Source organism: Nonomuraea sp. NPDC004186 (assembly GCF_053603495.1).
The window spans coordinates 180,596-207,394 of sequence record NZ_JBSGFQ010000009.1 but is presented as its reverse complement, the minus strand read 5'-3'; the positions used below and the strand labels follow the sequence as shown (position 1 = coordinate 207,394).

Sequence of the window (26,799 nt, the reverse complement as noted above, 5' to 3'; positions counted from 1 at the left end):
ATCGCGGGGGCGGCGCTGGCGTTGGGGCTCGCCCTGGTGCTGCTCGGGGCGCGGGCCGTCGCCGCGGTGTTCAGGCGGACCCCTCCGGAGCCCTCGCCGGAACAGGGGCGCGCGGCTGAGCTGTCGCGGCTTTGACCCTGGTCAGGCGGTGCCGTGGGGGTTGTCGATGACGTAGCGCCATTGCCCGTCCGGGCCGCGGCGGACGACGTCGGTGGCGGTGCCGCTCATGTCGATCTCGGTGCCGTCCCGCGCGGTGCCGCGCATCGACCAGTCGACGATGAGCAGGGCGATGTCGCCGGACACGTACACGTGCTTCGGGCGGGCCTCGATCGGGAGCCCGAAGCTCTGCAGGTGCCGGTTGGCGGCGAGCCGGGCGGGGCCGGTGACGGGGTGGCCGGGGACCGGGACGAGGACGGCGTCGTCCTCGTAGACGTGGTCGAGAGCCTGGGGATCGCCAGAGTTCATCGCAGTGACGAAGCGGGCGGCGGGGCTGTCGGCGTCGCCGGAGAGCACCACGCAAGGCTGGGATGTGTCATGACTATTCATGACAAAATGATCATATCACAGCCTGCCTTTCCCTGGTCGCTGGAAAAGGCAATGGCCCACGAAGGCCTTGTACAGGCGTTCGCGGGGCAGGTCTGGACGTCGCGAGGTAGGCGCGGACAGGACGGTAGCCAGCGCGGCTTCGGGAGTGGGCCACGTCGGCGGGCATCACCGCGGCGATGCGGGTGCGGTGCTTGGTCAGGTAGGTGATCTCAGCCAGGTAGCGGCCGCGTCGGCGAGCTGCTCGCGCGCCTCACGGATGCCCAGCTCGCTACGCCGGCGGCTGTCTGATTGCCGTCTCGGGTGCGGCCGCGTCCGGGGCGGCCAGGTCCCTGTCGCTGGGCGCCATACGGGTACACAATGCACACCCTGTACGGCGGGGGTTCGCTCACTGGGTCCACGTCGTCGTAGGCGAGGGCGACCCGCATGTCCCGCAGCCACGCGTCGGAGGTGCTCGAGCCGATGATCGCCCTCCTACGGCACCTACCCGAGCAGGACCGGTAAGCTCTCGCCGACCTGATCAACCGGTTCGCGCAGGAGGAAAAAACCGGCATCTGACAGCCTGGGAAACGCCCGCAACCCTGGGGTCTCCTGGTCTGACACCGTGTGAACAAAGTCCAGACGCCCGCGTCCTTATGATCGTCCAGCGGGCGGAATTGGGTCGGCTGCCACTCGGCTACCGCTGGTCCGCATGACGCATACCGAGATCGAGGTCACCGGGGAGCTGCTGCGTGACAGCACCCTGACCTTGCCGATTACCCGGTGAGGCTCGGCGCGCGTGGCTGGGACAACCAGCTGTGGCGGCTCGGCGACGACCTCGCCGTCAGGTTGCCCTGGGCGACACAGGACGCGGACGATCAGCTGCGCAAGGAGCACACCTGGGTGCCGGGCGAGCCCGCCGACCGCGCCCCCGTCACACGCGGTGCGGAGACGGGCGACGCCCTGGCCGCCTTCCTGACCGCTCTTCACTAACCCGCCCCGGAAGGGGTGGACACCGTCGGCGGGGGCGCGGAGGGCCGATGGCCGGCTCCTCCGAGTGGGTCGCCCAGCAGCTCGCCGAGGCCACTGAGATGGGGCTCATCCCAGACCCGGACGCCGTCCGCGCGGTCTGGAAGACGCCGCCGCCGCTCCCGACTGGGCAGGCTCGGCGCCATGGCTCCACGGCGACCTGCATCCGGCCAACGTCCTCACCGCGGACGGCACCGCCAACCGCTTCTACGGCACTTACCAACCGACCCCGGACGCCGCGACCCTGCGCCGAGCCCGCGGATGGGCCGTGAACCGCGCCCTCGTCGGCCTCCACGTCAGCGACGTCGGTGTCCATGGCCGGCCAGGCAGCAAAAGGCCACATGGGGTTCGCCTGACAACAAGCCTCCGACGCTCAGGTGCGGTGTTTCGCTGGGCCGGATGACTCGCGAAGCACCAGTTCGGTAGGCAGGCGGATCGCCTCGCCCTCGCGTTGTGATCGTGCGGCGAACTGCTCGATCAAAGGCTCCACCGCGAGCCGACCGGCGTGCGAGCCGGGCCCGGCCAGGGTGGTCAACGAGGGGTGGACGAAGTCGGCGGCGAAGATGTCGTCGAACCCGATCACGCTGATGTCGGCAGGGACTCGAACACCGCGCTGGGCGAGGCGTCGGATGATGCCGATCGCCAGGAGGTCGTTGTGGGCCACGACCGCCGTCGCGCCGGTGCGCAGTGCTCCGTCGGCGGCGGCCCCGCCGCCGGCGACGTTGGGGGCGTACGGACCGATCCGGTGTGCCGTCAGACCGTGCGTTTCGGCCCCGGCGCTCAGTGCCGCCCAGCGCGCCGCGCCTATCCAGGAGCTGGGTGGCCCGGCGCAGTAGGTGAGGGTCTGGTGCCCGAGCGAGGCCAGGTGTTCCAGGATCTGCCGGCAGCCGGCGCCGGTGTCGAACGTCACGCTGGTCAACCCGGGCAGCTCCCGGTTGAACAGGACGATCCGGTGCAGTTTGGCGAGGTCGCGCAGGACCTCGTCGTCGAGTCGGCTGGAGGCCAGCACGAACCCGTCCACGCCGGCGGACAGGTCGCGGATCTGGTTCTCCTCGATGCGCCGGGACTCCTCGGCGTTGACGATCACCAGAGTGACGTCGGACGCCTTCGCGCGCTGCTCCGCGCCCCGGATCAGCTCGAAGAAGTGGGGATTGGTGATGTCGGAGAGCACCATGGCGATGGTGCGGTGGCGTAGTCCCGGAAGAGTGCGGTTCTGCGGTCTGTGCTGGTAGCCGAGCTGCGCGGCGGCGGCGACTATCCGCTGTCGCGTCGCTTCGTTGACCCGGCCGGGCTTGTTGAACGCCCGGGAGACCGTCGACGCGGCCACGCCCGCAGCTTGCGCGACGTCGAAGATGGTGGGCTCCACGAACGCATCTAGCCACGAGAGTGGAAATTTTGGCAACACCTTGCAGAACTTGTCGCAAGGTACCTACGTTGCGATCATGCCGGCCACTCGATGACGTCTCGGACGAGAGGAGCGCGGAGTGTCGCAGCCCGGGCAAAGAGGTCGAGGTGTGCAGCACGACGAGCGCGATATCTCGGGTCGGGCCAGGCGGTGGTACGCGGCTGTGACGGCCGGCGCTCTGCTGGCCGCGTCGCTGACGTCGGTCGGGGTGACACCGGCGCAGGCGGCATCGACCGACTTCACCATCTTCAACGGCCGTACGACCGCTCCGATCCTGATCGACCCGTCCTATGGCGGCGATCACGCCGATCGGGACTACAAGCAGGTGCGCCGCGCGGTTCAGGACCTGCGCCAGGACGTCGCGATGGTGACCGGGGCGATCGATCCCGGTGAGGTGCAGAGCCTGTTCGCCGACGATGAGCCGGCCAAGGAGGCGCGGCTGGCGAAGGCCGACCGGAGCAAGCTCCCGGCTCTGCTGACCGGGGCCGCGGGTCAGAAGACCGCGATCATCGTCGGCCAGATCGGTCAGAGCCGGCTGATCGACGGGATCGTCGGAGCCGGCAAGTTCGAGGAGGCCGCGGGGATCAAGGGCAGGTGGGAGGCGTACGCGACCAAGACCATCAAGAACCCGGTCCCCGGGGTCGACAACGCACTGGTGATCGCGGGCAGCGATGCCCGCGGGACGATCTACGGGATCTACTCGATCTCCGAGGAGATCGGCGTCTCGCCGTGGTACTGGTACAGCGACGTACCGGTCAAAAAGCGCGATGACATCAAGGTCTCAGGCAAGGCCCGGGCCGACGACGGGCCGGACGTCAAGTACCGCGGAATCTTCGTCAACGACGAAGAACGCACCGTCGCGTGGGCGAAGAAGAAGTTCCCCACCGCCAACGGCACGCCTGACGTCAACTACTACCGGCACGTCTATGAGCTGATGCTGCGGCTCGGGCTGAACACGCTCTGGCCGGCGATGCATCTGGCTTCGAGGGCGTTCAACGCGGTCACCGACACCGGGACGTACGACCAGGGGACCCCGGTCAACGCCCGCGAGGCGGCAGCGTTCGGCGTGGTCGCATCCTCCTCCCACGCGGAGCTGATGCTGCGCAACAACGAGGGCGAGTGGCGGCAGTGGTACGCCCGCAACAAGGACGCGCTCGACATCAAGGGCCCGGACGCCGTGGCGGCCTTCGACTATTCGATCAACAAGCCCGCGATCCTGGAGTACTGGCGCCAGCGGGTGGTCGCCAACGCCGCCTTCGAGAACATCCTCGCCCTGGGCATCCGCGGTGTGCACGACAGCGATCCGGTGTTCACGCCCGGCAACCCGTACGGGTTCAAGGACAAGATCGAGATGCTGGCCGACGTCATCCGCGAGCAGCGCAAGCTGATCGCCGCGGTCTACGGCAGCGTCGACGCCGTGCCGCAGGTGTTCATCCCCTACAAGGAGATGAACGATCTCTACAACGCCGGGCTGAAGGACCACATCCCCGGCGACGTGACCCTGATGTGGGCCGAGGACAACCAGGGCTATCTGCGCCAGGTGCCCACCCGTACCGAAGCCGCCCGTTCCGGCGGGAACGGCGTCTACTACCACATCTCCTACTGGGGCGAGCCGAAGAGCTACCTGTGGCTGAACTCGACGCCGATGTCCTTGATGGTGCAGCAGTTGCGTCGGGCGTGGAGTTCCGGTGCGGGGCGCTACTGGATCCTCAACGTCGGGGACATCAAGCCCGGCGAGATCAAGCTCGACCTGTTCGCCAAGCTCGCGTGGGACGTCAAGGGCTATGACGACACGAACATCGCAAGCAGGTTCCTCACCGAGCACGTGCAGCGGGACTTCCGGCTGAGGGGCGCCAACGCCGCCGTGGTCGCCGACGCGCTGGAAAGGTTCGATGCGCTCGAGAACACCAAGCGCGCCGAGTTCTGGGGGGAGATCAACTCGTCCAACGCGAGCTCGGGAAGGATCCACAACGGTCAGGTCTTCCCGTTCAGCGCCACCTCGGACGGGGACGAGCTCCAGCGCTACATCAACGAGTCCGGCAAGCTGGTGGCGATTCTCGAGGATGCTTCCGCGAAGCTCGACCCGCGCTATCGCTCCGCGTTCTATCAACAGGTGCTCCACCGGATCCGGTCCTATCACAACATGGCAGAGCAGATCGGCTACTACTGGAAGAACCAGCTCGCTGCCGCCCAAGGCCGCTACGCCAGCGCGGGAAGCTACGAACTGCTCTCGAAGCAGGCCCGTGAGCGCATCTTCACCGACGAGGACTACTGGAACACGATCAGCGGCGGCAAGTGGGACCACGCCATCGGCCACAGCCATCCCGAAGGCTTCCCGAACGAGGGCGCCGTCATGCTCACCAACGACCGGTATGCCCGGGTGGCCACACCGACCGATGCGGTGGGCGCCGCCGCCGAGGGGAGCAGGGAGCCTGGCCGGGGCACGCTCAGGTTCAACTCGGCCGCGCCCGACGACAAGCGGTTCTTCGACGTGTTCTCCCGGGACGACGTAGCCGACCCGCAGGAGTGGGTCGCCGAGGCGGACGCTCCGTGGATCGCCCTTTCCCGGCGCTCGGGCACGACCGCGACAGAGCAACGCGTCACGGTGACGGTCGCCAGGAACCACCCGGCCACGACGGGGACGATCAAAGTCTTCAACGCCGTCGACGGCGCCAAGACCGGCGACCCGGTCGCGACGTTCACGGTCGACGCGGAGCGGGCAGCCGTGGATCTGCGCCGGGTCGCCGAGCCGGCGCACCTGGAGGCCAACGGATACGTGGCCATCGAGGCCGAGCACTTCTCCGAGAACGTGCGCGGCGCCGACGGGAGCCGGTGGGCCCCCCTTGAGGGCGTGGGGCAGCGCGGGGCGTCCATGGGCAGCTTCCCGGAGATCGCGGCCCGGGTCGACTCCGGCTTCGAGACGACCGCCCGCCTGAGATACCGGGTCTACTTCACCTCCACCGGGAGGTTCACCGGGACCTTCTACCGGATTCCGACGCTGAACGAAGGCACAGAGGACGGCGGCACGCCGCGAACCGCGCGCACGGCGATCGGACTCGACGACCAGGCCCCCAGCCTGCTGCGCGGCAACTCCGTCGCCGGTACGAGCACCAGCACCTGGGGATTCAACGTCATGCATGGAATCGAACCCCTGAACTTCACCGTCGAGGTGACCACGCCGGGGTGGCACGACCTCGTGGTCTACCGCTCGGACGCGGCGATCCTCTTCGACCGGATCATCATCGAGACCCGCGCCGGCTCGGTCGGTGACGGCCTCGTCGGCCCGCCCGAGAGCCCGAACAACATCGCCGCACCCCAGAGGGCCATCGTGGCGCCTCGTCCTGACACGATGCCGGAGCTGCGCCGGCTGCCCGCGATCCGGACGTCGGCAGGCGAGACGAGCACGGTCGAGGGCGTGCGGGATGTGGTGTCCGCGGCCTCCGACAACGAGACCGCCGTGTCGGTCGCGGTGCAGAACGGTCAGGTGCGGGTCACCGGACACCGGGTCGGGACGGCCGAGGTCTCCGTCACCGCCGGTCGTGGTGAGGCGTGGGTGGTGCCTGTCACGGTGGGCAGGGCTGCGGGGGCGCCGGTCGGCGCCTATCTGGAGCGGGACGGTTCGGTCGTCTTCGACGCGGCCGACGCGTTGGAGAAGAGTGCTTTCGCCAACGCGGTCGACAGCAACAACGGGACGCACGGCTGGGCACTGGCCCGCAACGGTCTCCAGGCCGTCCCGCCGGCCGACGCCGGCGCGAAGGCGCAGTGGCTGGCGACCACGGCGGCCCAGGCCGAGGCGTTGTTCGGGGCGGGCCCGACGCAGAAGGTCAACGGGAGCTCCGCGGCGGGAGCACCACCGCGGCTCGACTTCACCGTCGACATCCGGACCGGTGGCACGTACTACCTGTTCGTCAACACGAGCAACCCGAACGCCGACGCCGACTCCTACCACGTGCTTATCGATGGGCGGTGGAGATACCAGTCGAACAAGTCCGGGCCGGAGACCGGGTTCGAGACCTGGTACGGCAGCACGAGCGTCGCCGCGGCCGCGTTGGCGCTCGGGCCGGGTGAGCACACGATCTCGCTGGCGCCTCGCGAGGCCGGGCTGGTGCTCAACCAGATCGTCTTGACCACGGACGACACGCCCGGCCTCACCGGCTTCCAGACCCCCAGCGACCGGAGAGCGAGCGCTTCATGACGCTCTGACACCGAGCGGCGCCTCATCTCATCACGTTGGCCCCTCTAAGCTGGAGCAGCCATTGTGTCCCCCGACTCGCAGGTGTGCCCATGCTCAACCCGGATCCACCGTACGCCGCTCTGATCTTCGACTGTGACGGCACCCTCCTCGACACGGCCGCCGCCAACGAGAGCGCCTGGAGAACGGCGCTGGGGAAGTGGGGCATCGAGCTCGACTCCGGGTGGTATCGCGCCCGCACCGGACTGCCCGCTGATGCCCTGATGACCGAGCTGACGGCGGAGACCGGACGGGAGTTCGACCACGCCGCCGTGCGCGCTGCCGCGCTCGACGCCTACAGCCGGCTCGTCGGCGTGGTGGAGCCGCACGAGCCGGTGGCGGCTGTGGCCCGGGCGCACCACGGGCGGGTGCCGTTGGCGGTGGCGTCGGGCGGCTCGCGGCGCGGAGTGGAGGAGGGGCTGCGGGCCACGGGCCTGCGTCCGCTGTTCGACGCGGTCGTCACCCGCGACGATGTCCGGTACGGCAAGCCCGCTCCGGATGTGTACGTGCTCGCCGCCGAGCGGCTGGAGGTCGACCCGGCGCACTGCGTGGCTTTTGAGGACACCGATGAGGGAGCGGCTGCGGCGCTGGCTGCGGGCATGCGGGTCATCGACGTACGGCCGGCCCTCGGCCGAGCTGCGACTTCGTAACAGACCGCAGCGGTCAGGCGCGCTTGGCCTTGCGCCATGAGTGGTCGTAGAGCGTGGCGCTGTCGAGGGTCGAGGGGCCGCCTTCGTCGCCCAGGGTAGGCCCGTCGACCGTTTTGCGGCTGGAGATGAACCGGTGTTTGCCGGTGGAGTCGATCCCCAGATAAATGCCGACATGGTCGAGGGCTGTGCCGTCGTCCGTGCTGGCGTCCCAGAACAGCAGGTCGCCCGTCTGCAGCTCCGCGTAGGACGTGGGTTTGGCCGTTCCACCGTCGACCACAGTGACCCCCGGGGCGTTCTCATCGGCCATTTGTACGGCTCGGCGGGGGAGTGCGGACTTGCTCAGCGTGTCGCCGATGCCCAGGGGGTATCCGCCGCGGTAGCCAAGGACCATTCTGACGAAACCGGAACAGTCCAGCGATTCCAACTGGCGGGCTTCCGGGGGGTCGATCCTGTCGTCGTAGGTCCAGGCGAGGCCGAGGTAGTCGTTGAAGTCCGAGCCCTCTTCCCGGGTGCCGTCCGGGAGTAAGGGGCCGTAGTGGGCGTCGCCCGCGTAGCGCAGGCCGTCACGGACCTTGGCGGGGGCATCCGCGAGGTACTGCGTGGCGATGTCCAGCAGATCCTCGTCGGTCCTGGCGATGTTGGCCGCCGGCCATGAGGCCGCCCATGGCGCAGAGGGTGACCACGGGCCGGGCAGCAGGCGGACCCAGGCTCGGGTCGAGACGGTCGCTTCGGTCGTTGCCTCGGCGAACTTGCGCTGCTGGCCGTAGGTGACGGCGGTTCGGGCGCCTTCGGTCAGGACAGCGCCGACCCGGCCTTGGCTGTAGTAGAGGCTCTGGCCGGATCCGCCGGGGGAGTAACCGGTGAAGGACTGCCCCGGCGAGCAGGCGGTGGCGTCGGCGAACAGGGTGGTGAAGGAGGTAAATCCTTCTTTCAAGGGGCGGCGGTCCTGCCAGACCGGTGCCCCGGCGAGGGGGTCGGCATGATGCTGCCACCACATCCGGCCGGACGCGTCGAGCGCGTAGACGACTCCCGCTCCGGCGCCGGACGGACTGCGGTAATCCTTCCAGCCCTCGCCGGTCACCAGTCCCGTGCCCGGGCCGAAGGTGGTGCCGCCTGCGACCGGATCGGTGTGGTCGTACCAGCGGACGTGTCCCTTGGTGTTCACGCCGTACAGGATGCCGTCGCGCCCGGTCATCAGGGTGGTGATCGCTGTCCAGCCCGAACGGATGACCTTGCCGCTCCCCGCTGCCCACTGGGCCTCGCCGGTTGTCGGCGAAAGATGGCGGTACCAGTGCAGGTCGCCTGCTTTGTCGAGTGCGTAGATGACCCCGGAACCGGCCGACACGATGTCGACGAAGTCGCCCCAGCCGTGGCCGATGACCGTGCGCTCGCCGGGAGCCCAGCCGCGCTCACCGGTCGCCGGATCCAGGTGACGGTACCATTTCAGGTCCCCGTCGCCGTCGACCGCATAGATCACGCCGTTGCCGCCGGAGAACACCCTGGCCAGCGTGTTCCAGCCGTAGCCGATCTCCTTGCCGCTGTCAGCGACCCAGGAATCCTCGCCGGAGGCGCCGGCGCGGTGGCCGTACCAGCGCAGTTTTCCCCCGCCATCGATGCCGTACACCGGCACGACCGCCGAGCAGGTCAGGGCGGAGGCGGCTACGGCAGGTCGCGGGTTGAGCGTGGACAGCAGGGAAGCTCCGACGATTGCCGCGGCCAGAACGGCCAGATGTGTACGCAGCATGTCCGCAACCTTTCGATCTCACGCCTCGACGCCGCCGGGCTGATCGTAGGAAATGATCTCACGGATGTCCCCGCGGCCAGGCTGCCGCCGACCGCGCCCGCGGGCCTCATCGCGAGGCGCCGTCTTGTGCCGGTGTGCTTCCTGCGGGCGCGTACAGGAAGCACGCCGGATCGGTGGTTCAGTGGCAAGCCACCCTGAGGAGCCAGAGACGGCCGTTGTACGTGGGCTTGCCGCCGTTGTCCTCGGCGTCATCGTGTTGGGCCTTGATGGTCACGCAGAGGTTCTTGCCGTAGACCTTCACCGGACCCGCGTAGTACTTGAAGCTCCCGCCATCGGAGTCCCTCTTGCCTTTCACGTTCTTCACGTAGTCGTCGGCCATGAGGTCGTTCTCCATGTAGATGTCCATCGGGGTGCGCACGCCGTACCGAGGGAGGCCGGGACGCTTGGCGAGGACGGCGCAGTTCCAGCCGGTTCTCGCGTTGTAGTAGAGCTTGATGTCACTCCGGTAGTAGGTCTTTTTGGTTATCGCGTCTTTCAGCGGCAGGGGCCAGCTGCGCACCAGCGAGCCGGTGCAGCCGTACGCACTCGCGTTCGCCGGTGCTGACGCGAGCGCCTGCAGAGCCATGACGGAGGCCGTCGCAAGCACGACCGACAGGGATTTGCGAAACATTCAAAACTCCTGATTCGACGTCAAAGTTGGCCAGTTCAGTGCAGGGGCCGGCCGGTCACCGAGAGCGGTGGCTCCTCTTGGGGGCGGCGCACGGAGGTGGGCGGTTGCGAGGGGTACTCGGGAGCGCAGTGCGTGCCGTTCGGCGGCAGCTTCAGGCTCGTCAGGTACGTCTCGATGTGGTTGCGGGCGCAGGTGCTGTTGCGGTACTGGCCGTGGCCCACGCCGTCGTACTCGAGGATCCTCACGTTGGGGATCTGCGCGGCCGCGGCGTAGTTCCAGGCCGCCGGGGTGCCGACGTCGCGGCGGGCCTTGGGCAGCAGGACCGGCGGGGCTCCCGAAATGTCCAGCCGGTGCTGAGGGTTGGTGACCTTGCCCTGCCATCCCAGACAGTAGACGACGTCCGACCAGAACGGTGAGAGCTTGGTGTGCGGGTAGAGCGCCTCGAGCGCCTTGCGGTACTGGTCGAGCTCCCTGAAGCTGCTGATCTGCCACTTCCAGTCGGAGCACCAGATGGCCGGGTAGGCGTAGCTGACGGTCTCCGCCTTCGGCGTGGCGAAGGCGCGGAGCGTGGCGGGCTTGCCGGCATCGAGGGCCTTCAGGGTCGTCGCGACCTCGAACCAGTTGCCCGCCGGGTCGTACATGCCGTCGAACAGGAACATGCGCAGCTGCTCGGCCGTGATCGGCTCACCGGTGGAGGGGTCCTTCAGCGTCCCCTCGGCCGCCTTGCGGTGCAGCCCGTCCCAGATCGCCGTGACGTTCTCGCCGTTGAGCGGGCAGGCCTGCGTCTCGCCGCACCACGTGACGAACGCCTTGAACGAGCCCTCGAAGTCCTCGGTGGTCGTCTGCAGGTAGCGGAAGGCGGAGGTGATGCTGTGGTCCATGTTCGAGTCGATCGCCATGGCCCGCAGGTTGCGCGGGAACAGCTCCGCGTACTGCTGGCCGACCTGGGTGCCGTACGAGATGGCGAAGAAGCTGATCTGCCGCTCGCCCAGCGCGGCGCGGATGGCGTCCACGTCACGGGCGGCGCTCGTGGTGTCCACGTGGTCGAACACCGGGCCGGTGCGCTCGCGGCAGTTCTGCGACAGCTTCGCGTTGTAGGCCAGCCAGGCCTCGTACTCGCTCTCGTCGGCCGGGTAGGTGACCGGCATCTGCTCCACCAGGTCCCGGTCGCACTGGATCGGGTTGCTCCGGGCGACGCCCCGCGGGTCCACGCTGACCAGGTCGAAGTACTGGCGCAGCGCGCTCTCGGCGGGGATGGCGTTGCGGAGGATGAACGGGTTGATCCCGGAGGCGTCGGGCCCGCCGGGGTGCACGATCAGCACGCCGATCCGCTTGGCCGGATTGAGCGCCTTGAGCCGGCCGATCGCCAGGTCAAGGGTCGGGCCCGAGGGGTTCGCGTAGTCGACCGGCACCTTGATCGTGGCGCACTCGCCGCCATGGTCGCCGCACGCCGCCCAGCTGACCGGGGCGGGGGCGGCCGGCTGGGGGTCCGGTTTGGCCGAGGCGGCCGTGGTGGTCACGGTAGCGAGCATCACACCCGCCAAGAGAGCGCTGACTAACCCTTTTCGCATGGAATTCCTGTCCCAGATCGCTGTTGTCCTGCCGCGGCTTCATTGCTTCCGGTAATGGCTCTGGTCAGAATGGACAACCCACAGGGTACATCATTTTGGAGCGCGTGCTCTGTTATTAGAATGGCCGGGAGAGGTCAATATAGGATCACCAGATGCTCCAGGTAGGGCGGCGGTCGTGAGGCATTGCTGCAGTTCGGACGCCGTGATCATCGGCAGTGACGTGAACCTGCGCGACCGCCCGCCGACGTCCGCCACGGACCATCCCACGGTGAACATGCCATGACCCCGAACGACGCCGCCGGCGAACACCACCCCGCCCGCGGCCGCCCCGACCCCGCCGAACCGCTGCGGCCCTCGGCGATCCTCCGGCCCGGCGACGCCGCGCACGGCCCCACCTGCCACGCCACGGCGGAACCCGGCCTGCCCGCGCCCGCCATGCGCGTACACGACCAGGACGTCGCGCCGCCGCCGGGAGCGCTGGTGCGCAGCGTAGGCGAGATCGCCGGGCTGCCGCCGCGCCGCCACCGCGGCGATCGCGGCGAGGTGGCCGGGCACGACGTCGACCGTATCGACGCTCTCGGCCCGGTCGCGTGGCACACGGCGGCGACCTGGCTGCAGAGCCTGAAGACCGCCGAGACCCGCCGCACCTACCTGGCCGCCCTGTCCGGGTTCCTGGCCTGGCTGAACACGCTGGACGCCCAGCAACGCCCGGCCGGATTGCTGGCCGTCACCGAGGACCATCTGCAGGCCTACAAGGACGACGCGCTGAACGGACGGCTGCGCCACGGCGTGCGCGAGCCCGGCATCCCTGCCGAGCGCGCCGCGCAACTGTATCCGCACATGCTGCGCTCCACCTACATCACCCACGCCTTCGCCCTGGGCATCGCACCCGACAAGGTGCAGGTCGCCGCCCGGCACGCCGGCATCGCCACCACGCTGCGCTACAACCATCCCGACCAGGACCTCGGCGGGCACGTCGCCTACCAGCTCGAAGCCGACTTCGACGACGCGTGAAGGCCGCCACCGTCCCGCCGCGGCACCAGCGAGACCACCGCGGCGATCCCGCCGTGACCAGGCGGTGCTACGGCATGCCGGTGATCGCGCCGTCCAGGCCGGAGCGCTTGAGATCCAGCGTGCTCAGGTCGCATCCCCGCAGGTCGACGCCGTCCAGGTCACACTCACGGAACGAAGTGTGGTCGAGGACCGCACCGGTGAATACCGCATCGGTCAAGGTCGCCGGCTGGATCATCGCACTGCCCAGCCGAGTGAAGGCGATGGTCGCGTTGACCATCTCGCTGAAGCCGAACCCCGCCCTGGTGAGGTCGGCGCCGGCCAGATTGGCGCCGGTCAGGTCGGCACCGGAGAAGATGGCGCCGCGTGCGGAGGCTCGCGACAGATCCGCGCCGGCGAGGTTGGCACCGGCGAAGACCATCTTGTCGAGGTCCAATCCGCGCAGATCGGCGCCGGAAAGGTCGAGTTCCTCCTCCGGGTTGTCGGCGCGCCACTGATTGAAGGCGAACGGCCCCTGCCTCAGGATCCCGACAACCGTCGCCACGCCGGACTCCCCGTCGGGACGCCCCAGCCGCTCAGGACCGTCGGTGGTGTGGGCGTCGAGCGCGGCGACGTCCTCCCTCGCGCCGGCGAGTTCCGCGGCGAGCTCCTCATCGTACGGATACATGTCCGCCATCGCCTCCGTCATCGCGAGGCGGGTGCTCAGCAGTTTCAGCGCGTTGTCCCGATCGCCGTTGCCCTTGGCCAGGTCGGCGAGGCGCCGGAAGGCCAGGCCGGCCTCCATGGCCGTTTCCGGGCTCGTATTCGCCTGGAAGAGCCGGGTACGGATCGCAGAGCACTCGGCCCAGATCTCGTATTCCTTGTCCTTGTGCTCCGGCAGGTCCAGCGCGCGATAGACCTCGCCGAGGTGCTGCAACGAGTTGGCGAGCCGCTGGTCTGCTTCCATGAAGGTCGGGTGCTCGGCCGCGAGCTCGTGGTAGATGTCCACGGCGACCGTGAGCACGGCCTCGGCCTCCCCCAACCGGCCGTCGGCGAACCGGGCCTGGCCGCAGGTGTCGTGCGCGGCGCCGAGGCAGAACCTGGCCTCGTCGCGCTGCGGGTGGGTGACGGCCCACTCCTTGACGGCGGACAGCGACCGTTCGGCCACCTCTCGCGCGGCGCGCGGGAAGTTGTGCCGGATCAACATGGCGACCAGGTTGTCACGGATGGGACGGTGGTGGCCGTTGGCCGCCGACACGTACGGCGCGATCTCTCCCAGGAGCGCCATCCCCGCGTACTCGAAGTCTGGCTCCAGGCTCTCGATGACGGCGAGGACGAAGTGTGTCAGGTCACCCATCCCGTCGACCGCCACCAGGTGCCGGCAGACCCCGACGTAGTCGTCGAACGTGCCGTCGCCGTGTGTCCGGCTGTAGTGCATGTTCATGGCGCGTTCGTGACGGTCGGCGATCGCCGGGCCCTGGTGCTGCGCCAGCATCTCCGCGATCCAGCGGTCGGCGAAGTAGACGGTGTCCCCGTCCCACCCCTCCCACACGTTGAGCAGCCCGAGCTCGGCGAGCCGGGCCGCGGTGGCCTGCACGCTGTTGAGCGCCGCCCGCTTGGGCTTCGGGCGCTCCCTCCGGTCGGGCTTGCTGGTGTCGCAGGCGACGGCCAGGTCGTACGCGGTGACGGGGAAGGTGGAGATCGCGGCCTGGAGCAGGGTCTCTCGCTGTTGCCCTGTCAGCTCGGCCATGATGAGGTCGAGCGGTGCGGTCCCCTGAATCACGGCCGCGAGCCGCGCCCCCGCACTCTCGGGGTTCGCGGACAGCCAGGCGTCGACCAGTTGCAGGGACCGTGGATGCGCCGCGGTCGTGCGGACCACTCGCTCGCGGGTGGCCGGATCCACTGTGGCCAGGAAGGGCAGTCCGGCTGCCAGCTCGGTTCCCGCGGTGAGGTCCAAGGGGTCGAGCCGCAGGACACCGAGCCGGTCGCCCGCGGTCGACGGCGGTAGCGGCGTCCGGCTGGTCACCAGCACCCGGCCCCGGTCGGCGGCCTGGCACAGTCGGTCGAAGACCTCGCCGAAGCCGGGATCCAGGTAGCCCGTGTCACCGAGGTTCTGGCCCAGGTCGTCGAAGAGCAGGACAAGGGGGAAGCTCTTCAGGAGTTGGCAGGTCGTGTCCAACATGGCGTCGTCCGACGGAGCCAGGCCGAGGGTCCCTATGATGCGCGCTTGTTCCGCGGAGAGCTCCTCGCCCCAACCTAAGAAGGCCTCTGTGACACCTCGGAACAGCGTTTGCGGAGCCCATCTGCCCACCACGGCGGCCGCTCCCCAGCCATCGGCCTGAAGCCGCCCGAGCACCTGGCGAGCCAGGGCGCTCTTGCCCGCCCCCGCGCCCCCGTTGATCACGAGCCCGGCCGGACCTGCGGCCAGCATGGTCAGCGCGGCCCGCACGTCCGACTGTCTGACCAGGCCAGGCGATCCGAGCCGCCGCACCTCCGGGCTCATGTTCGTTTCCCCGTTCACCATCGTCCTCCAACAGGCACGACGAATTCGACTGATCAAGCCCCCGAATTCGGGTGAGCTTACTTGATCGTCAGCGATCTCTGAGGGGATCTCTGAAATGAGCCGGTTGAGGAGGGCACGGCTTCACACTCTCAGCGATCGTGCGGGGCGCCCCGCCGTACCAGCGTGAAGTCGATCTCGAAGGATCGGTTCCAGGGGAACGTGACGTCTTCGATCGTCCAGTCCGGGTCGAACCCGTGCAGGATCGGCTGGAGCCGCTCGCGGGCCGCGGCGGCGTCGGGGCCGGTGGCGCGGACGACGGCCTGGTAGCCGTAGTCCTCGGTGAGGCGGTGCAGCAGGAGGCGGCGGGCGGCCGTGCGGTCGAGGGTGTGCTCCCTGTCCCCGACGACGGTCGCCACGGCCGCGGCGACCACCGAGCCGATCGTGTTGCCCGCGGTGTTCCAGCCGCCGTAGGCCACCAGGCCGTCCACGAGGCCTTCCGCCTGCAGCGCCGCGATCAGGTCCGGGTCGCCGCCGTTGGTGTGACGGACGTCCGCCAGCGCGACCGGGACGACGGACTCGCGGACCGCGCGAACCGTCGCCGCGACCGCGCCCTCCGGGCTGACCGCCACCGCCACCGATCCGCTGACCGTCACGCTCTCGTGGAGCGCCGCGACCGATGCCGTGGGCATCGCCGGATACCGGATCACCAGGAACGGCACGCCGGTCAAGACGTTGTACGGCACGGCCACCACCTTCACCGACGCGGGGCTCGACCCGTCCACGGCCTACACCTACACGCTGCGGGCCTTCGACGCGGCCGGCAACCAGTCGGCCGCGAGCGGCTCGGCCTCCGCCACGACCCCGGCCGCGCCGAGCAACCCGGTCAACCTCGCGGCGGGCCGGCCGTACACGGTGTCGCTCGCCGCCTCCCCGTCCTATCCCGACGGCGGCGGCGAGCTGACCGACGGCGCGTACGGCACGGCGTCGTACGGCGACGCCGCCTGGCAGGGCCGCAACACCGGCGCCACCTACTCGATCACCGTGGACCTCGGCGCGCAGAAGACGATCAAGGAGCTGCGCAGCGACTGGCTGCAGACCAAGAGTGTCTACATCTTCTTGCCGAAGAAGGTGACCTACGAGGTGTCGGCCAACGGATCGTCATACACGGCGGCCGGTTCCGTGGCCGCCCCCGCGGCCGGGGACGCCGACCAGGCCCGCACGTACCGTCTCCTCGGGCTGAACACCACCGCCCGCTACGTCCGGATCACCGTCGAGCCGGCCGGCAGCGCCTGGTCCTTCACCGACGAGGTGGAGGTGCGCACCACCTAGCCGGACCAGCCGCGTGGACGGCCGAGGATTCCCCCGGCTATGACCGCGCACGGCCATCATGGCCCGTTGCTCCTTGACGGCGGACGTCGCCGCCGCCATCAAGGAGCTCGTGGACACCTACGCCGCCGTCGCCGACCACGGGCCGACCCGCTGCAACAACGACGCTCTCACCTGCTCAGCGGCCCTGGGAGAGCCCCTCACCCAGGCACCGATCAGGCTGTCGGCGTAGGCGGCTCGTCATGAACGGTGACCCAGTCTGTTGAGAGCGGCCACTCGCGTTCGGGGCGGCGGGGGTGGATACCGACGACGGCCAGCGGCGGCAGGGCATCGAGTTCCGACAGCTCCCGCCATTGGTCCTGGGTCACCTCCAGGTACCGCAGTCCCTTCAGCTCGGTCACCGTGGCGATGTCGGCGACGGATGCCGCCGCGATGTCCAGCGCCCACAGGTTCGGCACCGTACGGAGCGGAGCCAGTTCGACGGGCCGCGCGCAGGTGACCGACAGCGAACGCAGCTCCCGGTTTCGGGCCGGCGCCGTCAGGTCGGGCGACTTCACATCGAGCTCCAGATACTCCACCGGACGGCCACCAAGTGGGGTCAGGTCGGGCGAACCCCTGCTCGACAGCGCCAGCGAACACACGTCGGGCACCGCGGCGAGGAACGCGCAATCCTCCACGTCGACCACCCGGACCTCCTGCACATGTGGACCGGCCTGCATGGCCTGCGCGAGGGAGGGCCGCCTGTCGCTGTACGTGGAGTGTTCGCCGGGCAGATCCGGCAGGTCCGCGTCGATCCACAGGCTCCTGTCGTGATGGCGGTAGTCACCGCGTTCCAGCGCTTCCACCAGACGGCGCAGGAACGTGGTCACCGAGTCGGTGACGTACGTCGGCTCGTTCGTGTAGTCGACTCCGACCTTGATGACCTGTCCTGGACGACCGTTCGGCCCGGGATCCAGGTCCACGGCGAGCCAGTTGCCGCCGGTGTCGAACGCGAACCGGATCCAGCCCGGACGCAGCGGCGACCTGCGGACGGTATTCGGGGGTTCGGTATCGAACACTGTCCGGCGCCAGGGTTCGTACTGCCATTCCTGCGCGATGTCGAGCCACTCGTCATCCTGTTCGCCGATCTCGGAAAGAGGGAGCCACTCGTGCCGGTCGAACAGCGGGTTGACGAGGTCACCGTCGCCGTCGGCGATGCCGTACAGCGCGCGGAGGTCTGGAGGCAGGACAACGCCGAGCTTCTCCTCCACCGCGGCGAGGTCCTCCTCGCTCGCGGGCTCGGGGAGTTCCTCCTCGTATCCGAGGATCTGCGCCATCAGCCGCCGGTAGTGGTGGAAGAGCCGTACGGCCTCGTCCGGATCACCAGCGGGAACCGCATACTCAGGCCCTTCCTGCTCGTCACCCCGATCGGGCGGAACGAAGTCCTCATCGATCACATAAAGGGACGGCGGCTTCTGCCGGGAGGATGTCGCCATGCCACCGCAACCTAGCACCGCCCTGGCACAGGTACGTCCCTGTGCATGGGGAGCCACAGAGGCAATTCAGGATGAGGCCGATGCCGGTGCGCTCGCTGGCAGTCACGGAGCTGTTCGAGCGCGGCGGTCTGGAGGCGTCGTCAGGGGCGTCGGTGATGCGCCCGCGATCGCCTTGCGAAAGCCGGCGTGGCAGGTCGTCTCGGCGTCGTGCGAGATGCGCACCACGCAGTGCCGCCGCCCGGTCTACGACGGGGCGGCACCGGCCGGGGCCGCGCCCGGCGTCAGAGGAAAACGCGAGCGATGTCAAGCCACGTCTGCGCATCATCGCCGACCGCCGTGAGGTCGGTCTGGGCTCGGGACCTGCGGTGGGTGACTCGAAGGCAGAAGTCGAGGGCACTGCCCTGAACCCGTTGCGCGGCATCTTCCGGGCCCCATGCCCAGCTTTGGCCGTCGGGACCGGTCAGCTCGACACGGAACGGCTCTGCCGGAACAGGCAATTGGGCAGCGTAGAACGACAGCTCTCGCCCCACCACTCCCAACGAGGCCACATGCCGGAGCCGACCCGTCGGACGGTGTGAAACACCCAGCGCATCGAAAACGTCCTGCCCGTGAGCCCACGTTTCCATCAGTCGAAGCGGCACCATGAGCGCTGTGGTCAACTGCGAGCCGTACCACGGAAACCCATGGTCCAGCGGAACGTCACGTAGCGCCGCCGCCACCTCGGTTCGACCGGCGCGCCATTGCTCCAGCAGCGCCGATCGCGGTTTGGCCGCTCCCGCGGCGGCGTCGAGATCAGCGTATTGGCTGCCCGCGGCCTCCGCCTGCTTCAGCACAGCGTCGAACGCCTCCGGGGTCCGAATAGCGATGAGAACGTTCGCATCAGCTGAAGCAAGATGAGCGATCTGGTGGGCGATCGTCCACCCCGCTGCCGGAGTAGGCGTCGACCAGTCGGCCTGCGCTGATACCAGGGCGTCGAGCTCATCCCCTTCAGCCACCAAGTCGGGCAGAGCAACGTCGAGCTCAATGCCGGACATATCAAGGCCGTAGTTCAACATCGGTGTCACCTTCAGACATTGACGGCAACGGGTTTGTCCCGTTCGGATGGGTAAAGTTGATCTAGCGTGGTCAGGCTATCTGAGGTTGATCTAGGCGAGCCGAACTATCGTGTAGACCAGACCGGCTGATCAACGTCCTGATCCGGGCGAGCGTCCATCGTTGGTCCTCCCAGCCGGGCCCGTGGCCAGGTCCGCCTCCAGCTGCGTGAACTGCTTCTGGCTGAGCCTCGGCAGCGACGCCGGCCCCTGCGACCGCGGACCGCCCTCGTTCCATGTCCGCCGCCACCGCTGCATCGACCGGACGCTGACCGCAGGTCCTTGGCGATCAGCACACTCGCCTCACCCCGAGCGAACCGCTCCGCGGCCTGGAGCCGTAACCCTTCGCGAAACTCCTGGCGTTCGGCGGTCAGCCCGCTTCCCTCCGGTGACCGCAGCGAACGACCAGCCGTCAGTGTGACTTGGCGCTTCAGCTGGCAAGCGAGTTGATCTCGCCGCTCCCTAGAGCATTCCGGGAGGGACGGGCTCCGCGGTATCGCGCCGCGCCACGAACACGAACTCCCTGCCCGGTCGGTCGGGTGCGTCGCGTACGTCCTCGACGACGAAGCCGTGCTCGTGCAAATCCCGCTCGATCTCCGCACGTTCGCGGAAGCGAAGTGTCGATTCCGAGGTCAGTACGTCCCCGTCCGCAGCGAACACGTGCGTACCCCGGAAACTCACCAGCGGCAGGCTCACGTCCGTCAGCTCGGCCCAGGTCTCGACGTGCCCGACGCCCGGGATGTCCGTCATGCGGTACGTGGTCTCGCGGGTCCACTCCGCCCACTCCTCCCACACGCGCTGCGCCGGATCGCGCGTCTCGAAGACAAGCCGCCCGCCGGGCCGCAGCGCCTCGTACGCGCCGCGCAGCGTCGTACGCCATGCCTGCGGATCGGCGATCGCCTGGGCGACGTTCCCGGTCATCGTCACCAGGTCGATCTGCATGGGCGGCAGGTCCCCCGCGTCGCCGTCGAGCCAGCGCACCCGCTCCGCGCCCGGCTTGCCCCGCGCGACGTCGACGGACGCCCGCGCGGGATCGATCCCGGTGACCGTAATCCCGCGCTCGGCCAGCAACAGCGCGAACACGCCCGTACCGCACCCGATGTCCAGCACGGACCGCGCGCCGAACTCCTCCGCCATCGCGAGATACGCGTCGAGATCGCTGCGGTCCGGATCGAGTGGGTCGTAGATGGCGGCGAGGCGCGGATGCCCGAAATTTGCGTCAATCATGGCGGCGAACGTATGTGGCCCCGAGCCCGCGCGGCCACTGCTTTTTCGGGTTACGGCGCCAAGCGGGCGCGGCGAAGTGCGCCGCTGATCCCGGCGCCCCTTCACCAGAGGCATAGGAATCCGCAGTCGGTGTCCACTCGATCCAGGACACCACTGGCGGAATTCACTGTTCGCCGGGTGACATATGCATCTGTTCGCCAGCGAACTCGTAGCACAAGGTGAAGGTCATGAACTAAATCATCGCGGCTGACTCGGTTCTCCTAGACGGCTTCGTCGCCGGTCCTGACGCCCGGTCCGGTCGAGATAACGGTCGACGGCGGACGTGACCAGGAGGCGGCAGGGTCGACTATCTCTACCTCCCACCGCACCCCGGGGGCGGCGAGGTTGAAGCCGTGCCAGGCGGCAGCGTGTGGGAGGACCTGAAGCGCAACGCGGTCGAGGCGAGTCGAACAGCCGGTCCAGGTCACGAAGTCGCCTGATGTCCGGTAGCCGAGAGCGCTACCAGCGTTACAAGCCGTGAAATCAGTTCGGTGGGCCGGTCGAACCGGCCGTCGACCAGACCAGCGAAAAGAGACCCACGATCATGAAACTGACGACCACCACGCAAGTCTCCGTCGACGGGGTGATGCAGGGAAACGGCCCGTCGAAGGAGGAGCGCATGGCCGGATTCAAGCGCGACGGGTGGGCTATGGGGCACTTTGACGACCAGGCCGGAACGCTCGTCAACCAGATCTACCAGCGTGCCGACGCGTTCCTGTTCGGCCGGTGGACGTATGAGTTTTTTGCCGGCTACTGGGGGACGATGGATCTGGGCAGCGGCCCCATCGCGGATGCCTTGAACACGCGGCCCAAATATGTGGCATCGACCACGCTCACCGAACCGCGATGGGCGGACACGACCGTCCTGTCCGGAGACGTCGCGGCCGCCATCGCAGAGCTGAAGGACAAGCCGGGGGGTGAGCTGCAGGTGCACGGCAGCGGCAGACTGGTCCGCTGGCTGCTGGAGAACGACCTTGTCGATGAGATGAATCTGCTCATCGTCCCGGTGGTCGTCGGGCAGGGCACGCGGCTGTTCCCCGACTCCGGCCCGGACGTCGCGCTCGACCTGGTCGACTCGCGCGCTTTCCCGAAGGGCATAACGCTCCAGGTCTACCGGCCCACCGGACGCCCGCAGTATGCAACGTGACGACCTGGACCCCCTATGGTTACGGCGAGCCGCCATTCCCGACGAGCTCTTACGGATCGCTTGTGCTATATGCGAAGAGTTAACCATCGATTTCGGCACGTAGCGATTTTGATTCTGCTCACCTTCCGGTAACCCATGCAAGTGGCGTTTCTCTCTCGCGCGTGGGCTGCTGGCCGCGGACTGGGTCTCAGCCCGAAATCGCTCCTGGCGACTCGTTTCTTTTCGACTGAGCCGTGTGGTCGGCCCGCTGTCAGGTGCGGTAGCGGCGGGCGGCGGTGTCAGAGCTGACATCCAGGATGGCGGCGATCTCCTCCCAGGTGGCTCCGGCCGCTCGGTCGGCGGCGACGGCCGCGGCCAGGACGGCGCGGGCCTGGGCGAGCAGGGGCAGAACGGGGGTGGTGCAGCCGGCGATCGGCCCAAGTCTCCAGCCGGTTTGCTGGGTGGGCGAGGCGAGCTCATCCGCGTGCAGGTCGAGGGGCAGCCTCTCGGAGGCCTGGGCGAGGTGTTCGGACTGGTCGCGGAGGTGGAGTCGACCGACATCAGCCAGTTGATCTCGCCCTCTGCACGCAAGCTCTCACCGCGACCGAGACGCCGCAGCCCAACCCGCCCGAGGCCATGGCACATGGCGTGTCAAAGTGTCGTCAAGGCTCCGTGGCAGGATGGGGCGAGGACGCAGAACTCATTGCCCTCGGTGTCGCTGTGCGTCGGTCAGGTCGTGCCGCCTCGTCACCGCCATGGTGGTCACGATGTCTCCGGTGGTCTCCGGTTTTTCTTGGTCAACCACCTACCGGAGACCTCGCTCATTGTCGATCTCGACACGCCCGAACATCAGAGGCTCAGCCCACCGTCCAGCGCGCGATCAAATGTTCGGCGATTCCTGGTCGATTTCGGCCAGGAATCGCTCGGAGCGGCGCGCGAAGAGGTAGGCCCCGCGTTCGTCCGATCGGGCGCGGGCTGCTTCGGCGGCGGCTCGCACGACGTCGACGGGTTCGCCGCGGGCGTGCAGCAGGCGCGCGCGCAGCAACAGCAGGAACCCTTCGGCGAAACGTTGGCCGTAGGTCGTGAGGGCCTGGTCGGCTCGGTCGAGGGCGGTTGCGGCCGCGTCGGGCATGTCGGCGGCCAGCCACATCTCGGCGATCAGTCCGTAGTGGTAGGCGATGCCCCATCGCGGCGGGTCGAGGAGGGTCGCGGCCAGGAGTTGTTCGGCCTCTGCCGCCTTGCCGACCGGGTCGTCGCCGGTGAGTGCACAGGCCCAGTGCCAGTCCAGCCAGATGTAGTGCTCGTGCGCGACGCCGGAGCGGTCGGCGCCGGCCGCGATCCACCGCTCGGCCGCCCACATCACCCATCGCGCGTCACCGGCCATCGAGGCCGCCATGGTGTGGTAGTAGGCCCAGACCGACATCGCAAACAGGTCTTCGTCGGCTAGGTACGCCTTGTCGATCGCGGACCGTGCCGTCTCGACATCGCCGTGCAGCGCGGTGATCACGGCCAGCCAACCGATCCGTTCATTCGGCACCCTCCATGGTCCGAGGTCGCCGGCACCATGGTGCCGGCTGGTGTGGCCTTGCGCGCTGAAGAAGCGGTAAGCCTCGCCGATATTGCCGATGTCCCACTGGTACAGGCCCCAGGCATCCCGACCGTACGCCTGGATGGTCGGGTCGGCGGACGCCTGTCCTCGCTCGTACACTCGGTGAGCCCACCTCCCACGGTCCTTCTCGATCGAGGTGTAGGCCCCGACGAGCCGAACGAACAGAAAGTGGACGGCCTCCCTCTCACGGCCGAGCATGCGGGCCAGGTACTCGGCCCGCTCCAGCAGGTCGAACGCCGAACCGCCGTATCCCCCGTGCCTGCTGGCAACAAGGGTGAGCAGTGACAGCACCGACAGCTCCAGGTCCCGCAGGCCGGCCGTGCGCGCGATCTGGGCGGCCGATTCCAGGTGCCGAGCGGCGTCCGCGAACGCGAGCTTGGTCGCCGCACGGCGCCCAGCACGGGCCAGTGCCTGCGCGGTGCGAGCCGGGTCGGCGAGCGGGCCGGCGGCCCAGAGGTGGTAGGCGAGGCGTTCGGCGACAGACTCGTCGTCCGCATGGGTGCGTTCGAGGGCGTCGGCGACCAGCAGATGCAGGTGAATGGTCTGCTGCCGCGTCGTGGTCTCGGTGACCGACTCGCGGACCAGGTCGTGCGCGAACCGTAGCGAGTGCGGGCTTTCCGGCTTGGTTTCCAGCAGACCGAGCGCCTGCAGCGGTTCGAGGCGTTCGAGGCAGTCCGCGACGTCGACGCCGCCTGCGGCGGCGAGCAGGGCGAGATCCACGTCGCGGCCGATGAGCGCGGCGACATGCAGCAGGTCGCGAGCGCTGTCGTCGAGACCGTCCATTCGGTCGCGGATGACGTCTCGTACGGTGGCCGGTACCCCAGCTGGCACTGCTGCCTCGCCGTCGCTCAGCGAGCCGTCATCGCTCAGGAGCCGGGACAGCTCCCGAACGAAGAACGGATTGCCGGCCGTACGGGTATGGATGCCGCGGGCGACATCAGCGCCCGGGTCCTGGCCGATTTCGCGGCGGATGAGCTCGGTCACCTCGGTCAAGCCGAGCGGGCCGAGCCGGATCCTGCGGTGATCCGGCAGCCGACTGGCCGCGGCCAGGACCCGCGACAAGTCAGAGCCGGGTACGGGTACGCGATCACGGAGCGCGCCGATGATCACCGTGCCGGCGGGTAGCCGGGCCGCGAGATGGCCGAACAGCTGGAGCGAGGCGGTGTCAGCCCATTGGAGATCATCGAGGATCAGCAGCGTGGGCCGTTGCGCCGAGGCCTGCCCGACTACGGTGGCGACCTGTTCGAGCAGGCGGAACTGGGCGCCGCTGTCAGGAACCGTTGGCGCGGCCGCGCTGTCGTTTAGCGGTTCGAGGAGGCCGCCGAGATCACTGGCGAGCCATTTCTCCCGCAACGGCGCCGGCAGGCTGTCGAGGATCGGACGGAGCGCCTGCTCCCACGGCCACATCGGCGGTGTTCCATCACCTTCCAGGCAGGAACCCCAGACCACGAACGGGCCGAGCCGGCTCGCCTCGGCGGCGATTTCCTGCAGCAGACGGGTCTTGCCCACGCCCGGTTCGCCTTCGACGATGGCGAGCGCCGAGTGGCCGGTGAGTGCCATCTCGACGGCTTGCCGCAGGATGGCGAGCTCCTCGGCCCGGCCGACCAGCCCGGCCGCCGCTCGCGCCGACGCGCCGTCACCCCCGACGTCCGCACCCGTCACGACCGGCGACGTCGGAGGCTGCGCCAGTACCTGCAGATATGCGGCCTGCAGCGCCGGGCCGGGCTCGACACCGAGTTCGTCGGCAAAGCAGTCGCTGACCGTGCGGAACGCCGACAGTGCCTCCGCACGGCGTCCCGCGGCCCCGAGGATGGCGATAAGGCTGGCCTGCACCGGTTCATGGAACGGCGCCATCGATGCGGCCAGCCGCAACGCCGGCAGCACAGACACCGGCCGGCGCAGCGACATCGCCAGTTCGGCCGCCGCAGCGCACGCGGCGTGGAACTCGTCGTCGAGGGCCGCGAAGATCGGCAACGCGGTTGGCCCATGCGTGAATCCGTCGCCCGCACGGCCCTGCCACAGCCCGAGCGCTTCGACGTAGCGGTCAAGCGCCGTTTCGTGACGATGCTCTGCGAGGGCCTCTTTCGCGGTCTCGACGAGCTCCCGGAAGGCGACCAGGTCCAACATGCCGGAAGGCGCCGTGAACAGGTAGGTGTTGCCGCGGCGGTGCAGGTATGAGCCGGTTCTACGGGAGGGGATCGCGGGTTCGAGGAGCCGCCGCAACGCGCCGACGTACTTCTGGATGATGTTGAGCGCGCTGCTGGGGACGTCGTCGCCCCAGATCAGATCGATCAACTCGCTCGCGCTGATCGGCCTGCCCACTCGAGCCAGCAGCAAGGCCAGCAGATACGCCTGCTGCCGGGGACCGGTATCCAGCTCGACACCGTCCCGCCACACCCGTAACGGGCCGAGGACCTTCAGGCGCAAACCAACGCCACCGACCGGCCGCCCCTCGTCGTCAGGCTGGACCGGATGGACTGGCAAGGCCACGCCGACCCCCCCGGGAACATGACAGATCGTCGGCTGACCAGCCGTCGAACGCGGAGTTGTAGCGCGCAAAAGCCTACCGGTCCAAACCCTGCCCAGAAACCCGTCAAACGTCGATCCGACCAGGCACGCGCCCCAGCCGGCCACCACTCGGGGTGGGGCGTGGCGAGCAGGGTGGCGAGCCAAGGCCGCACGCGGCCGAGAGACCGCAGCGGCCCACCTCGCCGCCGACTTCGATATAGGCCTGGACCCCCTCCGCGTCCCGAGGTGGCGTCAAAACTCATCTACATTTTTGGCCGGTTGGATCTTCAGGTGGAGTCAAAACTCGCCGAGATGTGGCGCCCACACTCACCTACAGAATCAGCCACTCCTCGGCCGCCTCCGCCTCAAGGGGAAGGATGCTTTCGGGGCCCGTGCCGAGCGCGGTGGCGACCCGCATCGCGTCGAAGAGTGTGCCGTCCGAGACCAGCCGCGGGTAGCAGACGGTCCAGTCGGACTCGAAGACCGACCGGCTCGCGTCGAACTCCAGCAGCGGCTCCTCCAGGTCGAAGATCGGACAGTCCCAGACGACCGGCTCGGCGCCGCTGAGGGCGTCCGGGTTCATCCAGGCGGTGTCCTGCGCGAAGCCGAGCTCGTTGATGCGGTTGCCGCCGAAGAACGTCGCATAGACGGCGTCGGAACTCGCCAGCGGACGGCCGAGCAGGATCTCAAAGGCGCCGGTCAGCTGTGCTTGCTACGGGCCCGAAATGTTGGCAGAAGCGGAGTTATACAGGCCCATTGATCAGCGTGGGCGGCTGAGGGCGGCCTCGGCCAGATCCGTCCACGTCTCGGCCGAGGAGTGGGGCACGACGACCCAGTCCTTCATGGCCCTGCCCTGCCCCGAGGGGTCGAACAGGGATGCGCCGGCCAACTGGAGCGCGGCCGCGTGCTCGGGGGTGTCCCTGACCAGCCGGAACACCATCGCGCCGTCGCGCTGCAGGCTCGCGAACACCTTCCCCGCCTGATCTTTGAGCGCGGGACTCCCCATCATCCTGGAGATCCGTACACCCAGGTCGGCCAGCTCGGCGCCGACCTGCTTGAAATCCTCTTCCGCGCCCATCGTCA

20 protein-coding genes are annotated in these 26,799 nt (G+C 68.7%); 7 read left to right on the top strand and 13 right to left on the bottom strand.

The genetic code is table 11. From position 1 onward, the window contains the following. Positions 1–141: 141 nt before the first annotated feature. Positions 142–546, bottom strand: a complete 405-nt coding sequence (locus ACWEPL_RS10635) for a YybH family protein (protein WP_449909601.1) — start codon at positions 544–546, stop codon at positions 142–144. 759 nt (positions 547–1,305) lie between these two features. Between ACWEPL_RS10635 and ACWEPL_RS10630 the strand changes: the two genes are divergently transcribed. Continuing rightward, the gene (locus ACWEPL_RS10630) at positions 1,306–1,515 is read left to right on the top strand and encodes a protein kinase family protein (protein ID WP_363973456.1); all 210 of its coding nucleotides are present in this window, start codon (positions 1,306–1,308) and stop codon (positions 1,513–1,515) included. Positions 1,516–1,924: 409 nt separating this feature from the next. On the opposite strand, the gene ACWEPL_RS10625 is transcribed toward ACWEPL_RS10630, so the two are convergent. After that, positions 1,925–2,917 (bottom strand): LacI family DNA-binding transcriptional regulator, encoded by a 993-nt coding sequence (locus ACWEPL_RS10625; protein ID WP_452435893.1) that lies wholly within the window; start codon positions 2,915–2,917, stop codon positions 1,925–1,927. A 202-nt stretch (positions 2,918–3,119) separates the two neighbouring features. On the opposite strand from ACWEPL_RS10625, the gene ACWEPL_RS10620 reads away from it, so the two are divergent. Both ACWEPL_RS10620 and ACWEPL_RS10615 read left to right on the top strand, forming a co-directional pair. Then, complete coding sequence (locus tag ACWEPL_RS10620; RefSeq protein WP_452435892.1) at positions 3,120–7,151, top strand: glycosyl hydrolase 115 family protein; 4,032 nt, start codon at positions 3,120–3,122, stop codon at positions 7,149–7,151. 89 nt (positions 7,152–7,240) lie between these two features. After that, on the top strand, positions 7,241–7,837 hold the full coding sequence (locus ACWEPL_RS10615) for an HAD family hydrolase (RefSeq protein WP_452435891.1): 597 nt from the start codon (positions 7,241–7,243) through the stop codon (positions 7,835–7,837). Positions 7,838–7,850: 13 nt separating this feature from the next. Here the strand turns inward: ACWEPL_RS10615 and ACWEPL_RS10610 are convergent, their stop codons facing one another. From ACWEPL_RS10610 to ACWEPL_RS10600, 3 genes are all read right to left on the bottom strand, one after another. Further along, the gene (locus tag ACWEPL_RS10610; RefSeq protein WP_452435890.1) at positions 7,851–9,581 is read right to left on the bottom strand and encodes a tachylectin-related carbohydrate-binding protein; all 1,731 of its coding nucleotides are present in this window, start codon (positions 9,579–9,581) and stop codon (positions 7,851–7,853) included. A gap of 178 nt (positions 9,582–9,759) precedes the next feature. Continuing rightward, a complete protein-coding gene (locus ACWEPL_RS10605; RefSeq protein WP_452435889.1) occupies positions 9,760–10,251 on the bottom strand; it encodes a hypothetical protein in 492 nt (163 codons plus the stop codon). A gap of 35 nt (positions 10,252–10,286) precedes the next feature. Beyond that, the gene (locus tag ACWEPL_RS10600; protein ID WP_452435888.1) at positions 10,287–11,771 is read right to left on the bottom strand and encodes an alpha/beta fold hydrolase; all 1,485 of its coding nucleotides are present in this window, start codon (positions 11,769–11,771) and stop codon (positions 10,287–10,289) included. 330 nt (positions 11,772–12,101) lie between these two features. Between ACWEPL_RS10600 and ACWEPL_RS10595 the strand changes: the two genes are divergently transcribed. Continuing rightward, positions 12,102–12,836 carry a hypothetical protein gene (locus ACWEPL_RS10595; RefSeq protein WP_452435887.1) on the top strand — a complete coding sequence of 245 codons (735 nt, stop codon included), beginning with the start codon at positions 12,102–12,104 and terminating at the stop codon, positions 12,834–12,836. A 67-nt stretch (positions 12,837–12,903) separates the two neighbouring features. Here ACWEPL_RS10595 and ACWEPL_RS10590 read toward each other — a convergent pair whose 3' ends face one another. After that, complete coding sequence (locus ACWEPL_RS10590; protein ID WP_452435886.1) at positions 12,904–15,315, bottom strand: pentapeptide repeat-containing protein; 2,412 nt, start codon at positions 15,313–15,315, stop codon at positions 12,904–12,906. Between the two features lie 149 nt (positions 15,316–15,464). Further along, a complete protein-coding gene (locus ACWEPL_RS10585; protein WP_452435885.1) occupies positions 15,465–16,004 on the bottom strand; it encodes a DUF4127 family protein in 540 nt (179 codons plus the stop codon). On the opposite strand from ACWEPL_RS10585, the gene ACWEPL_RS10580 reads away from it, so the two are divergent. Further along, entirely contained in the window at positions 15,934–16,644 is a 711-nt protein-coding gene (locus tag ACWEPL_RS10580) for a discoidin domain-containing protein (protein WP_452435899.1), read from the top strand. The two genes, ACWEPL_RS10585 and ACWEPL_RS10580, sit on opposite strands and share 71 nt — an antisense overlap. A 73-nt stretch (positions 16,645–16,717) precedes the next feature. Next, positions 16,718–16,873, top strand: a complete 156-nt coding sequence (locus tag ACWEPL_RS10575; RefSeq protein WP_452435884.1) for a hypothetical protein — start codon at positions 16,718–16,720, stop codon at positions 16,871–16,873. Here ACWEPL_RS10575 and ACWEPL_RS10570 read toward each other — a convergent pair. The 3 genes from ACWEPL_RS10570 to ACWEPL_RS10560 all read right to left on the bottom strand — a co-directional run bounded on the left by ACWEPL_RS10570 (position 16,857) and on the right by ACWEPL_RS10560 (position 20,434). Further along, positions 16,857–18,116: an SMI1/KNR4 family protein gene (locus tag ACWEPL_RS10570; RefSeq protein ID WP_452435882.1), complete on the bottom strand. Its 1,260-nt coding sequence runs from the start codon at positions 18,114–18,116 to the stop codon at positions 16,857–16,859. The two genes, ACWEPL_RS10575 and ACWEPL_RS10570, sit on opposite strands and share 17 nt — an antisense overlap. Positions 18,117–18,397: 281 nt before the next feature. Beyond that, positions 18,398–19,171, bottom strand: a complete 774-nt coding sequence (locus tag ACWEPL_RS10565) for a TIGR03084 family metal-binding protein (protein WP_363973488.1) — start codon at positions 19,169–19,171, stop codon at positions 18,398–18,400. 498 nt (positions 19,172–19,669) lie between these two features. Beyond that, positions 19,670–20,434 (bottom strand): class I SAM-dependent methyltransferase, encoded by a 765-nt coding sequence (locus ACWEPL_RS10560; protein ID WP_452435881.1) that lies wholly within the window; start codon positions 20,432–20,434, stop codon positions 19,670–19,672. Positions 20,435–21,017: 583 nt separating this feature from the next. On the opposite strand from ACWEPL_RS10560, the gene ACWEPL_RS10555 reads away from it, so the two are divergent. After that, the gene (locus ACWEPL_RS10555) at positions 21,018–21,620 is read left to right on the top strand and encodes a dihydrofolate reductase family protein (RefSeq protein WP_452435880.1); all 603 of its coding nucleotides are present in this window, start codon (positions 21,018–21,020) and stop codon (positions 21,618–21,620) included. A gap of 859 nt (positions 21,621–22,479) precedes the next feature. Here ACWEPL_RS10555 and ACWEPL_RS10550 read toward each other — a convergent pair. The 3 genes from ACWEPL_RS10550 to ACWEPL_RS10540 all read right to left on the bottom strand — a co-directional run bounded on the left by ACWEPL_RS10550 (position 22,480) and on the right by ACWEPL_RS10540 (position 26,794). After that, positions 22,480–25,698, bottom strand: a complete 3,219-nt coding sequence (locus ACWEPL_RS10550) for an AAA family ATPase (protein ID WP_452435879.1) — start codon at positions 25,696–25,698, stop codon at positions 22,480–22,482. Positions 25,699–26,047: 349 nt separating this feature from the next. Next, the gene (locus ACWEPL_RS10545) at positions 26,048–26,299 is read right to left on the bottom strand and encodes a hypothetical protein (RefSeq protein ID WP_452435878.1); all 252 of its coding nucleotides are present in this window, start codon (positions 26,297–26,299) and stop codon (positions 26,048–26,050) included. A gap of 177 nt (positions 26,300–26,476) precedes the next feature. Next, positions 26,477–26,794: a hypothetical protein gene (locus tag ACWEPL_RS10540; protein WP_363973506.1), complete on the bottom strand. Its 318-nt coding sequence runs from the start codon at positions 26,792–26,794 to the stop codon at positions 26,477–26,479. Positions 26,795–26,799: the final 5 nt, after the last annotated feature.